Below are 16,106 nucleotides of genomic sequence, written 5' to 3' on the forward strand. Positions count from 1 at the left end.
TGCGTTCCTTGTCCGAAAGCCGGTGGTCGTGCGTCACGTCGATTCGCCGTAGTGGGTGAAGTCGCGGCAGGGAAACCGTCAGATCGCGTCGATGAGTTCGAGCGCCCCGGTGGCGACCGATAGTAGCCCATCGCATTCGATGGTGTCCACGGGCATGCCTTCGCTATAACCGTAGGTCACGAGCAGCACCGGCATCCCCGCTGCGCGCGCCGCGAGCGCGTCGTTCGCGGAGTCGCCGATCATCAGCGCCTGCGACACCTCGACGCCGAGCAGCGAGCACGCGTGATGCAGCACGGCGGGATCGGGCTTCTTCACCGGCAGCGTGTCGCCGCTGACAACCGCGTCGAAATAGCGGCTCAAGCCGACGTACTCGAGCAGCGGCAGCGTGAAGGCCCCCGCCTTGTTGGTCACGCACGCGAGGCGCAGGTCGAGCGCACGCATCGCGTCGAGCGTCTCGAGCACGCCCGGATAGACGGTCGTGTTCTGGCCGTTGACCTCGCCGTAATGCCGGCGGAAGACCGCGATCGCCTGCTCGACTTCGGCGCCCGTCGCGTGCGCGTTCTCGGTCATGCAGCGCCACACGAGATTCGGGATGCCCTTGCCGACGAAGGAATGGATCTCGGCCGCCGAGCGCAGCGGACGGCCGAGTTCGGCGAGCATCCGGTTCGCGCCCTCGGCGAGATCGGCGATCGTGTCGAGCAGCGTGCCGTCGAGGTCGAACAGCACCGCGCAGACCGGAAAGCGAGGCGCGCTCATGCCTCCACCTTCGCGAGCTCGTCGCGCAGCGCGCGGATCACGGTGTCGTAGCGATGCGCGTCGGCGTCGCTCGCGCCGCCGAACACCGCCGAGCCGGCGACGAAGGTGTCGGCGCCGGCAGCCGCGATCTCGGCGATGTTGTCGACCTTCACGCCGCCGTCGATCTCGAGCAGGATGTGCCGCCCCGTCTCGGCTTCGTATGCGTCGAGCTTCGCGCGCGTCGCACGCAGCTTGTTCAGCGTCCCGGGGATGAACTTCTGCCCGCCGAACCCGGGGTTCACGCTCATCAGCAGCACGAGGTCGATGTTGTCGAGCGCGTGGTCGAGGTAATGCAGCGGCGTCGCCGGATTGAACACGAGTCCGGCCTGGCAGCCGCAGCCGCGGATCAGCTGCAGCGTGCGGTCGATGTGCTCGGACGCTTCCGGGTGGAAGGTGATGATGTTCGCGCCGGCCTTCGCGAAGTCCGGGACGATGCGGTCGACCGGCTTCACCATCAGATGCACGTCGATCGGCGCGGTCGTATGCGGGCGGATCGCCTCGCAGACGAGCGGGCCGATGGTCAGGTTCGGGACGTAGTGGTTGTCCATCACGTCGAAGTGGATCCAATCGGCACCGGAGGCGACGACGTTCCGGACTTCTTCGCCCAGCCGCGCGAAATCGGCTGAAAGCAGGCTCGGAGCGATGCGGTACATGGGTTTCTCCTGGGGATCCGACCCCGGATTCTAACCGCTCGCGCCGGGCCGCCGTCCAGCCGCGCTCGCATCGGACGGAGGATGCGCTCCCGCCCGTCGCCGCGGACGCATCTGGCGCCCGCCCGGCGTGGCCGCTGCGAAAACCCGGCCTCCGCTCAGCGCACGCAGACGCGACGGACTTGCGCCATGTCGGTGATGCCGGCGAGAACCTTCTCGATGCCGTCCTGGCGCAAGGTCCGCAGCCCTTCGGCGAGCGCGACGCCGAGCAGCTGGGACACGCGCGCGCGCTCCTGGATCATGCGCTTCGCCTCCGGCGTCGCGAGCATCAGTTCGTGCAGGCCGACCCGTCCCTTGTAACCGGCGTTGCACTCGCTGCAGCCGACCGCGCGGTACAGCGTGAAGCGGCCGTCCTCGTCGGCATGCGTCGTGCGCAGCCTCGCGAACACCGCCGCGCGAGCCGCCGCCGGATCCTCGCGGAAATCGGGCGTCGCCTGCATGTCCTCGCAGTATTCGTCGAGGAGTTGCAGCACCTCGGCCTCGTCGGGCCGGTAGGCGGTTCGGCAGTGTTCGCACAGCCGCTTCGCGAGCCGCTGCGCGAGCACACCGAGCAGCGCATCGCCGAAGTTGAACGGGTCCATGCCCATGTCGAGCAGCCGCACGATCGACTCGGGCGCGCTGTTGGTATGCAGCGTCGACAGCACGAGGTGGCCGGTCAGCGACGCCTCGATGCCGACCGACACCGTCTCGAGGTCGCGCATCTCGCCGACCATGATGACGTCCGGGTCGGCACGCAGGAACGCCCGCATCATCGTCGCGAAATCGAGCCCCGCCTTGCGGTTCACCTGCACCTGGCGCAGCCCCTTCTGCGTGATCTCGACCGGGTCCTCGGCCGTCCAGATTTTCGTGTCGGGCGTGTTGATGTGACCGAGGATCGAATGCAGCGTCGTCGTCTTGCCCGAGCCGGTCGGGCCGCAGACGAAGAACAGTCCGTACGGCTTGGTGATGACCTTCTTCAGCCGTTCGAGGTTGTGCGCGGTCAGGCCCAGCTTGTCGAGCTTGATCGGCTCGCTGTTCGCGAGCAGGCGCATCACGACGTCTTCGAGGCCGCCGGCGGTCGGCACCGTCGCGACGCGCAGCTCGACGTCGAGCGGCGCGTACTTGCGGAACTTGATCTTGCCGTCCTGCGGCTTGCGGCGCTCGGAGATGTCGAGGTCGCACATGATCTTGATGCGCGTCACGAGCGCGTTGCGGTAGCTCGCCGGCACCTGGATGTAGGGCACGAGCGTGCCGTCCTTGCGGAAGCGGATCTGCGTCTTTTCCTTCCCCGGGCGCGGCTCGATGTGGATGTCGGACGCGCCTTGCCGATGCGCGTCGATGATGACCTTGTTCACGAGCTTCACGAGCTCGTTGTCGGCCGCGGCCATGACGTCGTCGGCGACCGAGATCTCCTGCTCCTCTTCGAGGAGATCGTGCAGCAGGTCCGACACCGAGCCGAGCTCCATCGACGGCTCGAAGAACTGATCGACGGTGCGGTCGAACTCCGCTGCGGTCGTGACGCGGAATGCGAGCCGGCTCTTCGGGAACACGTTCTGCGCGATGCGCGACGCGCGGACGCGCTCCGGGTCGACCGCGAGCACGACGATGCCCTCGTCCGTTTCCTCGAGCGGCAGCCACAGGTTCTGCTCGACGTACTCGCGCTTGATGTGGCGCAGCAGGTCCATCTGTCTGACGCGCTCCTGGCGGAACGGCTCGTACGGCACGTGGTAGAAGCGCGCAGCCGCCTCGCCGAGGTCGGCGAGCGTGAGATCGAAGGATTCGGCGAGGACGTCGTCGGCCCGCGCGTCGCCGTCGCGCACCCGGCGCATCGCGTCTTCGAGTTGCGCGGCAGTGATGCGCCCTTCGGCGATCAGTGCGTGATAGCGCGAGCGCAGCGTCGCCGGCGCCTTGCTGCGTTTTGCGAACGCGGAACCGAGCGTCTGCGCGAGCGCGAGCAGGCCTTCCTGCGCGATGCCGGAGAACTCGTCGTCGTGGCGCGTGTTGATCAGCTGGATCACCGCGTACAGCGCGCCGCCTTCGGGGTCGACGACCGGCGCGGCGAGCATCTGCCGCGTGCGGTAGCCGCTGCGTTCGTCGCCCGTCTTGCGGAACGCGAGCCCCGGCGAAATCGCCGCGAGGCCGGCTGCGTCGTAGACGTCGCGGATGTTCACCGGACGCCGGGACAGCGCGACGTATCCGGCGATGCTGCTCTCGTCGATCCGCAGGCGCACGCCGCCGAGGGCGGCCGCGCCGGTTTTCACGCGGGCGACGAGCGCCGAGCCGGATTCGTCGACGGTGAAGAACGACAGCCTTTCCGCATCGAACAGCGCGCACAGCTCGCGCGCCAGCTCGAAAACGATCTCGTCGACATCCTGCGTCGCGTGGATGCGGGCGGTGATGGCCTGAAGGCCCTTGAAGAACGCGAGGCGACAGGCGACGTCAGTGCCTGCGCCCGTCTTTCCGGAAGTTCCGGTGATCGACATTCGGGATCCTGCAAACGGGAATGTTCATCGGTGTGCGGCCGCGATTCTAGCGGTCGGCCGTGCGGAAATTCAGAACTCGATGACCTGCCCCTGCTCGAGCGCGAGCGGCGGCGAGCCGGCGCCGCTGTCGGCGATCTCGCGCATGATCCGCTCGCCCTGGCCGGGTTTGAGATGGGTCACGAAGACCTCGGGCGAGACGGCGAGATCCTGCAGCATCGCCGCGAGCGTCGCCGGGCAAAGGTGACGGGCGGCGAGCGCGAGGCCGTGCTGGCTGTCGCTGAACGCGGTCTCGATGATCAGGTGGCGCAGGTCGTCGAGCCGGTTGATCGCCGCGATCAGTTCGGCGCAATAGGCGGTGTCGCCGGTGTAGACGAGCTTTCCGCGACCGCTGTCGAGGCAGTACGCGACCGCGGGCACCGTATGCAGCGCCGGCAGCGGCGTGATCGTGCGGGAGCCGAGTCTCACCGGCTCGCCGACCGTGAGCGGATGAAAGCGCATGTAGGGCCGGTGCTCGTCCGGGATCACCGTGAAATCCGGCCAGATCAGCCAGTTGAAGACGTGCGCGCGCAGGATGCGGAGCGTATCGGGGGTCGCGTGGATCGTGACCGGGACGCTGCGCAGGTCGCCGACCGAGTCGACGAGGAGCGGAATCGACGCAATGTGGTCGAGATGCGAGTGCGTGACGAAGATGTGGTCGATGCGGGCGAGCTCGTCGAGTTCGAGGTCGCCGACCCCGGTGCCGGCGTCGATCAGGATGTCGTCATCGGCGAGAAACGCGGTCGTGCGGGCATTGCGTCCGCCGATTCCGCCGCTGCAGCCGAGCACCTTGAGCTTCATGAGTTCCAGTCGTTGCGCCGCGGGGTCGCCGCAGCGTGATTTTCATCGGTGACGCCACCCTAGCACCGCACCCGGACGCGGTCGGTGCATTACCGCACGTCGCCACACGGCGAAGCGCGCGATCAGCCGCGGAGGAAGAACTGCATCCGGATCCCGGCGACTTCGATGTAGTCGTTCTCGCGCAGCAGCCGCCCCAGAGGCTCGATCGGCGCGCCATTGACGAGCGGATACGCGTCGCCTTCGACGTGCGCGATGAAATAGCCTTGCTGCCGCCGCGTGATCGCCGCGACCTGCTTGCCGGGCTTGCCGAGGGTCGTCATCGGCTTCGCGAGGTCGAGCTCGCGCCCGGCCGCGGGCCCGCTCACGATGCGGATGCCCGCCGACGCGGCGTCCCCCGCGCGCGACTTCGCCGCCTGCGGCGGGGCCGCCGCGGGTGCCGGCGCCCGTGCTTCGGCGCCCGCGCCGGCCCGCTTCGCGGATGCGGCATTCGGCGACGCGGCGGCATGGAGCACCGGGTCGATGTAGCCGGCGGAGGCGGCGCGCGGGGCGTCCGCGAGAAACTTCAGCCGGTACTTGCCGAGTTCGATGAGGTCGTTGTGGCGCAGCACGTGCTTCTTGATCGGCTGGCCGTTCACATAAGTGCCGTTCGTGCTGTTGAGATCTTCGAGGAACGCATCGTTGAGGATCGTCGTGATCACCGCGTGCTGGCCGCTGATCGCGAGGTTGTCGATCTGGATATCGTTCATTGCCTTGCGCCCGACCGTGATGCGCTCGCGGTCGAGCGGGATCTCCTTGAGCACCAGCCCGTCCATGCTGAGGATCAACTTCGGCATTGCTTTCGTTCCATTTCCAGAAAAAGACGCGGCGCGGCAAGGGTGCCGGATCAGCCCGACACCCGCAGCAGCACGACCGAGATGTTGTCGCGGCCACCGTTGAGATTCGCACGTTCGACGAGCCGTTCCGCATTGGCGGCGAGCGAGGCGGCCGGGTCGAGCGCAAGGGCGATGTCGTCGTCGCGGACCATGTCGGTGAGGCCGTCCGAGCACAGCAGGAAGAGATCGTCGGCCCGCGCGGCGTGGACGCCGACGTCGGCCTCGACCTCGGGCAGCACGCCGAGGCCGCGGGTCAGCATGCCTTTGAACGCCATCCGCGCAGCTTCCGCGGCGCTCAGCAGGCCGGCGTCGATCTGTTCCTGCAACATCGTGTGGTCGCGCGTCAACTGCTCGAACAGGCCGGCGCGGAACCGGTAAAGGCGCGAATCGCCGACGTGGGCCGACACGACGCTCCCCGGCAGGAAAACCGCCGTGACCAGCGTCGAGCCCATGCCTGCGAGCTGCGGCTGCGCGAGCGCTTCGGCGAGAATCGCGTCGTTCGCCTCGCGCGCCGCCGCGGCAAGCGCTTCGCGCACGCCGTCGACGTCTTCCAGCCGCCCGGCTTCGGCGTCGCGCTCGAGCCGCTGCAGCACCGCCGCGACCGCGACGCGGGACGCGACATCGCCCCCGCGGTAGCCGCCCATGCCGTCGGCGAGCACCGCCCAGCCCCGCTCCGCCCGCACTGCCAGCGCATCTTCGTTGCGCGCGCGCACGCGCCCGACATCCGTGCGGGCGCAGCATTCGATCGACGGCATGGGTGTGTGCGGAGCAGGCGGCACCGGCTCGCCTAATAGGGCAGCGCCGTGCCGAGGCCGCGTTCGAGCGCGCGCTCGACGACGCGGGCGGCGACCGCGATGTCCTGGATCCCCATCCCCTGCGATTCGAACAGCGTGATCTGGTCGCCCGACGTCCGCCCGGGCCGCACGCCCGCGACGACTTCGCCGAGCTCGACCCAGCGGCCGGGCTGCGTGCGTCCCTTTTCGAGCAGCGGCATCAGGTCGCCCGCTTCCCGCACCGCGACCTCGCGCGAGTCGACGCAGATCACGTCCGCGCGCCGCACCGCCGCCTCCGACAACTCCTGACGCGCGAGGCTGTTCGAACCGCCGGCGTTGATGTGCGTGCCCGGCGACAGCCAGTCGGCGTCGAACAGCGGCTTCGGCGAAGTCGTGATCGTGACGACGATGTCCGAATCGCGCACGGTCTCCTCGGCGCTCGCCGCAGGCACGACGTCGCAACCGGTTTCGCTGCTCATCTGCTCGCAGAAGGAGCGCAGCCGTTCCTGATTGCGCGCGAACACCTTGAAGCGCTCGACCGGGCGCACCGCGCACAGCGCGAGGATCTGACCCTGGGCCTGCCAGCCCGAGCCGAAGACGCCGACAACGCGCGACTCGGGGCGCGACAGCCAGCGCGCAGCGACACCGGCCGCGGCGCCGGTGCGCATCATCCCGAGGCGGTCCGCTTCGATCACCGCCACGGGGTCGCCGGTCGACGCGTCGAAGAGGTGCACCCAGAAGCGGTTATGCCCGCCCGCCGTCGTGTATACCTTGAAGCCCGACAGGTTCAGCGACGGCACACCGCCCTGCAGCAGGTGCGTCATCGTCTTCGGCAGCCGCACGCGCTGGCGCGGGAAGTCGATTGTCTCGCCGCGCCCGTGCGCCGCCATCACCTGCTCGACCGCTTCGAGCACCGTCTGCATGTCGAGCAGGCTGCCGACCTCCTCTTCCTTCAGATAAAGAGTCATGAGCTTCCTGGAAAAATGAGGGAAATAGCGCCAGGGGATGCCCCGGCACTCGCGAGGCGCGGGTACCCGGATCCGACCGCCTCGTTCTTCGACCCATTCTAGCTCGGCGACCGGCCCCACCGTGGGGCGAAAAAAAACCCGTCACGGAGGACGGGTGTATTTTTCGGACGTTCGCCAAGGCCCGGCTTACATCATCCCGAGCGCGAGTGACGTCGCCGGCCGGTGGGTCACGAGCACGAGGAACACCAGCATAGACACGAGCCACGGCCACATCGCCACCGTGAGCGCCGTCCCCGTCTTCGTGATGCCCGAGGCGATGCGCAGGTTCGAGCCCACCGCCGGGTGGCACATGCCCACTTCGATGTTCGCCGCCGTGATGATGCGGGAAGGCACCGGGGCGATCCGTTGATTACAGCTTGGACGGATCGAAGCCGGTCGCTTCGTAGATCGACTTGATCGTCTCGGCACCGACGCGCGATTCCATCTTCTTGTGCGTCGGCATCATCGCCTTCTTGAGCGCGAGCTTCTCGGCGTCGGTCGGCTTGTAGATCTCGGTCTTGCCAGAGGCGCGGACGGCTTCGAGCGACTTGTCGTTCTCTTCCTTCGCGATCTGGTTCGCATACTGGGTCGACTCCTTCATCGCCTGTTCGAGCTGCGTGCGGATCTCGCCCGGCAGCCCGTCCCAGAACTTTTTGTTGGTGATCACCGCGTAACCGATGTAGCCGTGGTCCGACAGCGTCATGTGCTTCTGCACTTCGTGGACCTTCTGCGTGTAGTAGTTCGACAGCGTGTTCTCGGTGCCGTCGACGACGCCGGTCTGCAAGGCCTGATAGACCTCGGAGAACGCCATCACCTGCGGCAGCGCCTTGACTTCGCGGAACTGCTCCTCGAGCACCTTGGACGACTGAATGCGCATCTTCTTGCCTTTCAGGTCGTCGGGCGTCTTGATCGGGCTGTTCGCGGACAGCGCCTTGAAGCCGTTGTCCCAGAACGCCAGGCCCTTGATGCCGCGCGCTTCGAGCTTGCCGAGCAGCTTCTGGCCGACCGGGCCGGCCGTGACCTTGTGCAGGTCGTTGTAGCCGTCGAAGATGTACGGCAGGTCGAACGCCTCGAATTCCTTCACGCCGAGCGGGCCGAACTTGGACAGCGACGGCGCGAGCATCTGCACCGATCCGAGTTGCAGCGCCTCGATTTCCTCCTTGTCCTTGTACAGCGTGCTGTTCGGATAGACCTCGACCTTGACCGCGCCCTTCGTGTACTTCTCCGCGAGCTCCTTGAATTTGCTCGCACCCTTGCCCTTCGGCGTGTCGTCGGCGACGACGTGGCTGAACTTGATCACGATCGGTTCGGCGGCGAACGCCGGCATCGCCAAGGGCAATGCGGCGGCGACAACGGCGCCGAGCAGAACACGACGGATGCGGGAATGGCTCTTCATGATGACTCCTCCGGTTTATTGGTATGGATACGACGACTGAAACGGACAGCGGAGGGGTCAGCCCGCCGGGCTTTCCACCGCTGCGAGAATGCGTTGGGCCCGCGCGATCACGGGCGCGTCGATCATGCGATCGTCGAGCACGACGACACCGCCGCCGGACGCTTCGGCCGCCGCTCGCACCGCGCGAGCCCATTCGACCTCGGCGGGCAGGGGCGTGAAGGCGGTAGTCACCGGCCCGATCTGCGACGGGTGGATCAGCAGGACGCCACCGAAGCCGTGCCGGCGGGCACGCCCCGCATACCGGCCGAGCGCAGTGGCATCGCCGATCGCGGTGAACACGCCGTCGACCGGCGCCGGCAGGTTCGCGCGCTGGCTCGCCAGCACGAGCATCGCGCGATAAGGCAGGAAGACGAGCTCTTCGGGGTCGGCTTCGTCCGGGACGAGATCGAGTTCGACGGCAAGGTCCAGCTTGCCGAACACGAGGCGCGCGCAGCCGGGGGCTTTCGCGATCTCCGCGAGCATCTGGAGCCCCCCGCCGGTCTCGATGATCGGCAGCACGTCCTTGCCGCTGATGTCGACGACATGTGCGATCTGCGCCGCGCTCTCGGCCTTCGGCAGGACGACACCGACGATGCCGGCGTGGCGGCAGGCGACGAGGTCGTCCTCGTGCCAGCTCGTGCCCGCGGCGTTGATGCGCACGGTCACCCGCGCCGTCGGATTCGCGTCGAGCCACGCAAGCAGCGCGGCTCGCGCGGAGACCTTCTCGGCCGGAGCGACCGCGTCCTCGAAGTCGACGATGACGACGTCGGGGCGGGCCGCGATCGCCTTGCCGATCCGTTCCGGGCGGCTCGCCGGGACGAACAGGAAAGTGCGGGCACGCGCGAGGTTCGGGGCAGTCGGGGCGTTCATACCGCCCCCTCCGCGCGCAGCGCCGCGATGCGCTCGCCGTAGCCGAGCTCGGCGAGAATCGCGTCGGTATGGGCGCCGAGCGCCGGAACGGGGTCCATCCGCGCCGGGCGATCGGGCCCCATCCCGGGCGGCTGCAGCGCCGGCAGCGGGCCGACCGGCGAGTCGACCGTCGTCCAGCGCTGGCGCGCCTGCAGCTGCGGGTGCGACCAGATGTCGTTCATCGTGCTGACGTGCGCGTTCGCGATGTCGGCCGCGTCGAGGCGGGCGATCACGTCCTCGCCCGTGAGGCTCGCGAACGTCTGCTCGATCAACGCCCGCAACTCGTCCCGGTGCGTCGTGCGCTGTGCGTTGCTCGCGAAGCGGGCGTCGGTCGCGAGCGGCGCGTTCTGGAGCACCTTGTCGCAGAACACCGCCCACTCGCGTTCGTTCTGCAGGCCCAGCATCACGGTGCGGCCGTCGCCCGCCTTGAACGGACCGTAGGGGTAGATCGTCGCGTGCGACGCGCCGCTGCGCTTCGGCGGCTGCTGGTCCTTGTACGCGTAGTACATCGGGAAGTTCATCCACTCGACCATCGCGTCGATCATCGCGATCTCGATGCGCCGGCCGCGCCCGGTCCGGCCGCGCTCGATCAGCGCGCCGAGGATGTTGCTGTAGGCGTACATGCCCGCGGCGATGTCGGCGATCGAGATGCCGGCCTTGACCTGCTCCTCGGGCGTGCCGGTGATCGACAGGAAGCCCGACTCGCTCTGGATCAGCAGGTCGTAGGCCTTCTTGTTCGTGTAGGGGCCGCCTTCGCCGTAGCCGGAGATGTCGCAGACGATGAGGCGCGGATTGCGTTCGGAGAGCGCCTCGAACGACAGGCCCAGGCGCGCCGCGGCGCCGGGTGCGAGGTTCTGGACGAGGACGTCCGCCTCGTCGAGGAGCTTCAGCAGGATCTCCTGCGCCTCGGGCTGCTTCACGTCCAGCGTCAGGCTCTCCTTCGAGCGGTTCACCCAGACGAAGTGCGACGCGAGGCCGTCGACGCGGTGGTCGTAGGCGCGCGCGAAGTCGCCGACGCCGGGGCGCTCGATCTTGATCACGCGCGCGCCGAGGTCGGCGAGGTGGCGCGTGGCCAAGGGCGCGGCGATCGCGTGCTCGAGCGAGACGACGGTGACGCCTTCGAGCGGCAGTGAGGTGGGGCTGGAAGTCATGTGTCGGGCTCCGGGAGAGGTCACAGGAGGGCCGCTACGCTGGCGGCGGTGTGCAGGTTCCAGACGCGCGCGATCAGCGCGTCGACTTCTGCGTCGCTCGCGGCACCCGAGAAGCGCGCGAGGCGGCGCGTCTTGTCCTCGAGCTCGGAGCGCGTCAGCGTGTTGCCGGGATCACCCTTCGGCTCGTCGATCGCGCCGTGGAAGGTCCTGCCCGCGCGGGTCGTCACCTCGACGCGGCCGAGCCAGCGCTGCGGGTAGGCGCCGTCGACGTCGGCGTCGAGCACCATGCCGACCTTGTCGCGGAAGGCCGCGACGGCCGGGTCGGTGAGCGCGTGATCGCGGAACTCCTCGAGGCCCGCCTTGCCGTACACCGCGACCAGCCCGAGCACCGTGCCCATCGAGAACTTCGCCTGATGCACGGTCGCCGGCACGGTCACCGCGCCGAGCACGTCGATCGCCCCTTGATGCACGCGCGCGACGACCGACTCGATATCGCTCGCGACGAGCTGTTCGCGCCGCATCAGATCGAGCAGCGCATCCGCTGCCGGATGCGTGTGGCGGCATGACGCGTGGAACTTGAACGAGGTCTCGAGCAGCGCCCAGCGCGTCCCGAGGCCGTCCGTCAGCCGCGTCGGGTCTGAATCCGACGACATGCCGGCGGCCATCCCCTTCGCGCCGTCGAGGATGCGCTGCGCACCGGTGACGCCGTCACGCGCGAGGTAAGCCGCGGCGAGACCGCTCGCGGCGGCATGTGCGGTGTGCAGCTGCTTGGAGTCCGCGGCGTCGCGGAGGAACTCCCACAGTCCGGCGGCCTGCGTGCCGGCCGAGCCGAGCGCGTCGAGCATTTGCGCGGGCGTGAGCTTCAGCACGCGCCCGACGGCGACGGCGGCGGCGAGCGTGCCGACGGTCGCGGTCGTGTGGAAGATGCGGTAGTGCGAGCGGCCGAGAAACTCGCCGATGCGCACGCCCGCCTCGTAACCGGCGACCGACGCCGCGATCAGTTCGGCGCCGCTCGCGCCGACGTCCTGCGCCGCGGCGAGCGCCGCCGGGAACACGACGGTGGCCGGATGCAGCACCGAGCTGTTGTGCAGGTCGTCCTGCTCGACCAGATGCGAGGACGCCGCATTGACCCACGCGGCGAAATACGCGGAGCTGCGCGCGCGGCTGACGAGGATTTCGGCGCGGCCGTCGGCCGGACCCATCGCACGCGCGAAGGCTTCGAACTGCGGAATCGGGTGCAGGCCCTTCGCGGCGAGCGCGGACGCGGCCCAGTCGAGGAAGAGTTCCTCGGTGCGCGCGACCACCGCCGGCGGCAAGTCATCGAAACGCAGCGTCGCGGTGAATTCGGCGAGCACCGCGCCGGGATTCGGAGAGGTCGTCATCGTGGTGTCCCCGTTCCGTTCAGAACGAGCGCGGCAGCCCGAGCAGGTGCTCGGCGACGTAGGAGAAGATCAGGTTCGTCGAGATTGGCGCGACCTGGTACAGGCGTGTTTCGCGGAACTTGCGCTCGATGTCGTATTCGTTCGCGAAGCCGAAGCCGCCGTGCGTCTGCATGCAGACGTTGGCCGCTTCCCACGACGCCTTCGCGGCGAGGTACTTCGCCATGTTCGCCTGCGCGCCGCAGGGCTGGTGCGCGTCAAACAGCTCGCAAGCCTTGAAGCGCATCAAGTTCGCGGCCTCGATCTCGATGAAGGCCTCGGCGATCGGAAACTGCACGCCCTGGTTCTTGCCGATCGGGCGATCGAACACGACGCGCTCGTTCGCGTACTTCGTCGCGCGCTCGATGAACCAGTAGCCGTCGCCGATGCACTCGGCGGCGATCAGCGTGCGCTCCGCGTTGAGGCCGTCGAGGATGTACTTGAAGCCCTTGCCTTCCTCGCCGATCAGGTTCTCCTCGGGGATCTCGAGGTTGTCGAAGAAGAGCTCATTGGTCTCGTGATTGACGAGGTTGGGGATCGGGCGGACGGTGAGGCCGTTGCCGACGGCGTCCTTCAGGTCGACGATGAAGATCGACATCCCTTCGGACTTCTTCTTGACTTGGTCGAGCGGCGTCGTGCGCGCCAGCAGGATCATCAGGTCCGAATGCTGCACCCGGCTGATCCACACCTTCTGGCCATTGACGACATAGCGGCCGTCCTTCTTCACCGCGACCGTCTTGATCTTGGTCGTGTCGGTGCCGGTCGTCGGCTCGGTGACGGCCATCGACTGGATGCGCAGCTTCCCGGCGGCGATCGCCGGCAGGTACTTCTCCTTCTGCGCCTTGCTGCCGTTACGCAGCAGCGTGCCCATGTTGTACATCTGGCCGTGCACCGCGCCCGAGTTGCCGCCCGAGCGGTTGATCTCTTCCATGATCACCGACGCCGCGGTGAGCCCGAGACCCGAGCCGCCGTATTCCTCGGGGATCATCGCGGACAGCCAGCCGGCGCCGATCAGCGCGTCGACGAACTCCTCGGGATAGCCGCGCTTCTCGTCGATCTTGCGGAAGTATTCGTCGGGAAATTCGCTGCACAGGCTGCGGATCGCGTCGCGGATTTCCTGGTGTTCGTCGGGGGCGTTGAGCATCGTCATGGTCGTCTCCTGGTCTGTCCGGGGAATCGCAGGCAAAGCGATCCCCTTGCCGCCCGCACGGGGCGGATTGCGTGTTCGATGTTGTTGGGGTCGGGGGAGCGGTCGGTCAGTCGAAAGTGAGGTCCGCCTTCATCGTCAGCCGGCCAGCGCAGTCGGTCCACAGCTCGGCCGTGCCCGCACCGGTGATGCGCCCGCAGACGTCGAAGTCGGTGTTGTCGAACAGCGGGCCGACGGCGCGGAACGCGAAGCGCCGGACGGTCTTGTCGGGATGCGCAGCGCGGAATGCGCCCAGCAGCACCGTCGCCGCCAGCGGGCCGTGGAACACGAGGCCCGGATAGCCTTCGACTTGCGTCACGTAGGGATGGTCGTAGTGGATGCGGTGACCGTTGAAGGTCAGCGCCGAATAGCGGAACAGCAGCACCGGATCGGGGTGGATCGTCCGGCGGAATTCGGCCTCGGCTTCGATCTTGCCGCCGGTGAGCGGGCTCCCCTTCGGCGCGGGCTGGCGATAGACGATGTCGTGCTCCTCGATCAGCGCGACGCCGCTCTCGCCGGAAATGGTGTGTTCGACGGTCACGAACACGAGGCCGCCGCTGCGACCCCCCTTCCGCTCGCAACGCAGGATCTTCGACACCCGCGTCACCGCCTCGCCGACGCGCAGCGGTTGCAGGAATTGCAGGCGGCCGCCCGCCCACATGCGGTTAGGCAATGCCACCGGCGGCAGGAAGCCGCCGCGCTTCGGGTGCCCGTCCGGACCGATCTCGCTGGCGCGCGCGCTCGGCGTGAAATACACCCAGTGCCACAGCGGCGGCAGCGCGCTTCCCGCCGCGATCGAGCCAGGATCGAAGTCGAGCGTTGCCGCTAGCGCTTGCGCCGTGCGCAGATCGACGACGTCCGCGCGCATTTCCTGACGCCCGATCCAGCTGGCGAGATCCGCGTTTTCGGTCAGGTTACGGTCGTTCATACTGTCTCCTTGGTGCTCCCTTCCTCGTGCCGCATCGGTCGGGAAACGTCTGGCCACATCATCACCGCCGGCCGGGCTACCTACAATTCGCTATTTTTTAAGGCTGCCTTAATCCCTGCTTAATGCCTTGCCACGCGCGCGGACCAGGGCAAGGTCGCCGCCCGAACACGTCGGAAACCGAAACACATGCATATCGACCTACGGGATCTGAGCCTTTTCGCCCTGATCGCCGAAACCAAGAGCCTGACCCGTGCCGCGGAGCGCAATCACCTCTCGTTGCCGGCGGTGAGCGCACGCGTCAAGGATCTGGAGTCCGAAGCCGGCGTGCGCCTGCTGTACCGCACGCCGCGCGGCGTCGCGCTGACGCCGGCCGGACAAAGCCTGTTGCGTCACACGCGCACGATCCTCAGCGAGGTCGAGCACATGAAATCCGAGCTGCAGCGCTTCGGAGAAGGCGTGCAGGGGAGCATCCGGGTATTCGCGAACACGACGGCGGTGACCGAGTTCATGCCGGAGGTGCTCGCGACCTTCCTCGCCGCGCACCCGAAGGTCGACGTCGACCTGCAGGAGCGGCCGACCGCGGAGATCATCCGCGGCGTTCTCGACGGCATGACCGATCTCGGCATCACGTCCGGCCCGATCAACGCGGACGGCCTGGAAGTGCATACCTTCAGCACCGACCGGCTCGTCCTCGCGATCACCCCCGGCCACCCGCTCGAAGCCGAGGAGAAAGTCCGCTTCTCGCAGGTCGTCGACTACGACTACATCGGCCTGCACGAAGGCAGCACGCTGCAGCGCTTCGTCGAGCAATTGATGCAGAACGCGCGGCGCCGGCTGCACATCCGCGTACAGGTCAGCAACTTCGAATCCGTCTGCCGCATGATCGAGGCCGGTGTCGGGGTCGGCATCGTGCCGGAGTCCGCGGCGCTGCGGCATCGGCAGACGATGAAGATCGTCATCAAGCCGCTCGACGAGGATTGGGCCGTGCGCGAGCGGCACGTGCTCGCACGACGGGGCGACTCGCTGACGAGCTACACCCAGGCGCTGATCGACAGCATCATGGATCACCCGGGACATTCGGAGAGCCGCCGCGACCGCCGCACGGATCGCAGCTGACGCGGCGAAACCGCTCCTTTCCCGTCTCGTCGGCAAGCGGCTCGAACCGTAGCGCCGCGGCAATTTCCAGGGCACCGACGACGATCAGCACGTACAAAGCCGTCGATTCGCTCGCAGGTCGCCGAGCTCATCCGCAGCCCCGTCTCCACGCGCGGAAAAAAATCCGGCTCGGTCAGCATCGCTCACCGAGCCGGCGCAAATCCGGCGACACCGAAGGGAGGAGGGAGAACCGGGCGTCGCCAGACGAGGAGCGGATTGCGGCTGAAGAAAGCCCGGCGTCAGCCTACCGCGCCGGTCAGTTCCGGCACGACCTCGAACAGATCGCCCACGAGGCCATAGTCGGCGACCTGGAAGATCGGCGCTTCCGGGTCCTTGTTGATCGCGACGATGACCTTCGAATCCTTCATGCCCGCGAGGTGCTGGATCGCACCCGACACGCCGACCGCGATGTAGAGCTGCGGGGCGACGATCTTGCCGGTCTGCCCGACCTGGTAGTCGTTCGGCGCG

Annotated in this window: 16 protein-coding genes; 1 reads left to right on the forward strand and 15 read right to left on the reverse strand. The window is 67.9% G+C overall.

The window, feature by feature from the left end:
- Positions 1 to 78: 78 nt before the first annotated feature.
- From ROZ37_RS20975 to ROZ37_RS21040, 14 genes are all read right to left on the reverse strand, one after another.
- Entirely contained in the window at positions 79 to 756 is a 678-nt protein-coding gene (locus ROZ37_RS20975; protein WP_312662590.1) for a phosphoglycolate phosphatase, read from the reverse strand.
- Positions 753 to 1,448 carry a ribulose-phosphate 3-epimerase gene (gene rpe / locus ROZ37_RS20980; RefSeq protein ID WP_312662592.1) on the reverse strand — a complete coding sequence of 232 codons (696 nt, stop codon included), beginning with the start codon at positions 1,446 to 1,448 and terminating at the stop codon, positions 753 to 755. Before rpe ends, ROZ37_RS20975 begins: the two co-directional genes overlap by 4 nt.
- 155 nt (positions 1,449 to 1,603) lie before the next feature.
- Positions 1,604 to 3,967: a GspE/PulE family protein gene (locus ROZ37_RS20985; protein WP_312662593.1), complete on the reverse strand. Its 2,364-nt coding sequence runs from the start codon at positions 3,965 to 3,967 to the stop codon at positions 1,604 to 1,606.
- 69 nt (positions 3,968 to 4,036) lie between these two features.
- Entirely contained in the window at positions 4,037 to 4,804 is a 768-nt protein-coding gene (locus tag ROZ37_RS20990) for a 3',5'-cyclic-nucleotide phosphodiesterase (RefSeq protein WP_312662595.1), read from the reverse strand.
- Positions 4,805 to 4,926: 122 nt separating this feature from the next.
- The gene (locus tag ROZ37_RS20995; protein WP_312662597.1) at positions 4,927 to 5,637 is read right to left on the reverse strand and encodes an FHA domain-containing protein; all 711 of its coding nucleotides are present in this window, start codon (positions 5,635 to 5,637) and stop codon (positions 4,927 to 4,929) included.
- 50 nt (positions 5,638 to 5,687) lie between these two features.
- Positions 5,688 to 6,431 (reverse strand): protein phosphatase 2C domain-containing protein, encoded by a 744-nt coding sequence (locus ROZ37_RS21000; protein WP_312662598.1) that lies wholly within the window; start codon positions 6,429 to 6,431, stop codon positions 5,688 to 5,690.
- Positions 6,432 to 6,463: 32 nt separating this feature from the next.
- Complete coding sequence (locus ROZ37_RS21005; RefSeq protein ID WP_312662600.1) at positions 6,464 to 7,417, reverse strand: ornithine cyclodeaminase family protein; 954 nt, start codon at positions 7,415 to 7,417, stop codon at positions 6,464 to 6,466.
- 186 nt (positions 7,418 to 7,603) lie between these two features.
- The gene (locus ROZ37_RS21010) at positions 7,604 to 7,810 is read right to left on the reverse strand and encodes a TRAP transporter large permease subunit (protein ID WP_409449983.1); all 207 of its coding nucleotides are present in this window, start codon (positions 7,808 to 7,810) and stop codon (positions 7,604 to 7,606) included.
- Between the two features lie 16 nt (positions 7,811 to 7,826).
- On the reverse strand, positions 7,827 to 8,852 hold the full coding sequence (locus tag ROZ37_RS21015; protein ID WP_312662602.1) for a TRAP transporter substrate-binding protein: 1,026 nt from the start codon (positions 8,850 to 8,852) through the stop codon (positions 7,827 to 7,829).
- Positions 8,853 to 8,909: 57 nt separating this feature from the next.
- Positions 8,910 to 9,761, reverse strand: coding sequence for a CoA ester lyase (locus tag ROZ37_RS21020; RefSeq protein WP_312662603.1), 852 nt, complete (start codon positions 9,759 to 9,761; stop codon positions 8,910 to 8,912).
- Entirely contained in the window at positions 9,758 to 10,951 is a 1,194-nt protein-coding gene (locus ROZ37_RS21025) for a CaiB/BaiF CoA-transferase family protein (protein WP_312662604.1), read from the reverse strand. Before ROZ37_RS21025 ends, ROZ37_RS21020 begins: the two co-directional genes overlap by 4 nt.
- A gap of 20 nt (positions 10,952 to 10,971) precedes the next feature.
- Positions 10,972 to 12,333 carry an MmgE/PrpD family protein gene (locus tag ROZ37_RS21030; RefSeq protein WP_312662605.1) on the reverse strand — a complete coding sequence of 454 codons (1,362 nt, stop codon included), beginning with the start codon at positions 12,331 to 12,333 and terminating at the stop codon, positions 10,972 to 10,974.
- A gap of 19 nt (positions 12,334 to 12,352) precedes the next feature.
- Positions 12,353 to 13,519, reverse strand: a complete 1,167-nt coding sequence (locus tag ROZ37_RS21035; protein WP_312662606.1) for an acyl-CoA dehydrogenase family protein — start codon at positions 13,517 to 13,519, stop codon at positions 12,353 to 12,355.
- A gap of 106 nt (positions 13,520 to 13,625) precedes the next feature.
- Positions 13,626 to 14,483 (reverse strand): MaoC family dehydratase N-terminal domain-containing protein, encoded by an 858-nt coding sequence (locus tag ROZ37_RS21040; protein WP_312662607.1) that lies wholly within the window; start codon positions 14,481 to 14,483, stop codon positions 13,626 to 13,628.
- 186 nt (positions 14,484 to 14,669) lie between these two features.
- Here ROZ37_RS21040 and ROZ37_RS21045 point away from each other — a divergent pair, with 186 nt between their 5' ends.
- Positions 14,670 to 15,599: a LysR family transcriptional regulator gene (locus tag ROZ37_RS21045; RefSeq protein ID WP_312662608.1), complete on the forward strand. Its 930-nt coding sequence runs from the start codon at positions 14,670 to 14,672 to the stop codon at positions 15,597 to 15,599.
- Between the two features lie 278 nt (positions 15,600 to 15,877).
- Here ROZ37_RS21045 and ROZ37_RS21050 read toward each other — a convergent pair.
- On the reverse strand, positions 15,878 to 16,106 hold a 229-nt coding region (locus tag ROZ37_RS21050), incomplete at its 5' end, for an FAD-binding protein (RefSeq protein ID WP_312662609.1).

Source organism: Aromatoleum sp., assembly GCF_032027225.1.
In the GTDB taxonomy this organism is placed as follows: Bacteria; Pseudomonadota; Gammaproteobacteria; order Burkholderiales; family Rhodocyclaceae; genus Aromatoleum.

Coding starts and splice junctions, on each gene's coding strand:
- ROZ37_RS20975 (WP_312662590.1), bottom strand. CDS start 756: ATGAGCGCGCCTCGCTTTCCGGTCTGCGCGGTGCTGTTCGACCTCGAC.
- rpe (WP_312662592.1), bottom strand. CDS start 1,448: ATGTACCGCATCGCTCCGAGCCTGCTTTCAGCCGATTTCGCGCGGCTG.
- ROZ37_RS20985 (WP_312662593.1), bottom strand. CDS start 3,967: ATGTCGATCACCGGAACTTCCGGAAAGACGGGCGCAGGCACTGACGTC.
- ROZ37_RS20990 (WP_312662595.1), bottom strand. CDS start 4,804: ATGAAGCTCAAGGTGCTCGGCTGCAGCGGCGGAATCGGCGGACGCAAT.
- ROZ37_RS20995 (WP_312662597.1), bottom strand. CDS start 5,637: ATGCCGAAGTTGATCCTCAGCATGGACGGGCTGGTGCTCAAGGAGATC.
- ROZ37_RS21000 (WP_312662598.1), bottom strand. CDS start 6,431: ATGCCGTCGATCGAATGCTGCGCCCGCACGGATGTCGGGCGCGTGCGC.
- ROZ37_RS21005 (WP_312662600.1), bottom strand. CDS start 7,417: ATGACTCTTTATCTGAAGGAAGAGGAGGTCGGCAGCCTGCTCGACATG.
- ROZ37_RS21015 (WP_312662602.1), bottom strand. CDS start 8,852: ATGAAGAGCCATTCCCGCATCCGTCGTGTTCTGCTCGGCGCCGTTGTC.
- ROZ37_RS21020 (WP_312662603.1), bottom strand. CDS start 9,761: ATGAACGCCCCGACTGCCCCGAACCTCGCGCGTGCCCGCACTTTCCTG.
- ROZ37_RS21025 (WP_312662604.1), bottom strand. CDS start 10,951: ATGACTTCCAGCCCCACCTCACTGCCGCTCGAAGGCGTCACCGTCGTC.
- ROZ37_RS21030 (WP_312662605.1), bottom strand. CDS start 12,333: ATGACGACCTCTCCGAATCCCGGCGCGGTGCTCGCCGAATTCACCGCG.
- ROZ37_RS21035 (WP_312662606.1), bottom strand. CDS start 13,519: ATGACGATGCTCAACGCCCCCGACGAACACCAGGAAATCCGCGACGCG.
- ROZ37_RS21040 (WP_312662607.1), bottom strand. CDS start 14,483: ATGAACGACCGTAACCTGACCGAAAACGCGGATCTCGCCAGCTGGATC.
- ROZ37_RS21045 (WP_312662608.1), top strand. CDS start 14,670: ATGCATATCGACCTACGGGATCTGAGCCTTTTCGCCCTGATCGCCGAA.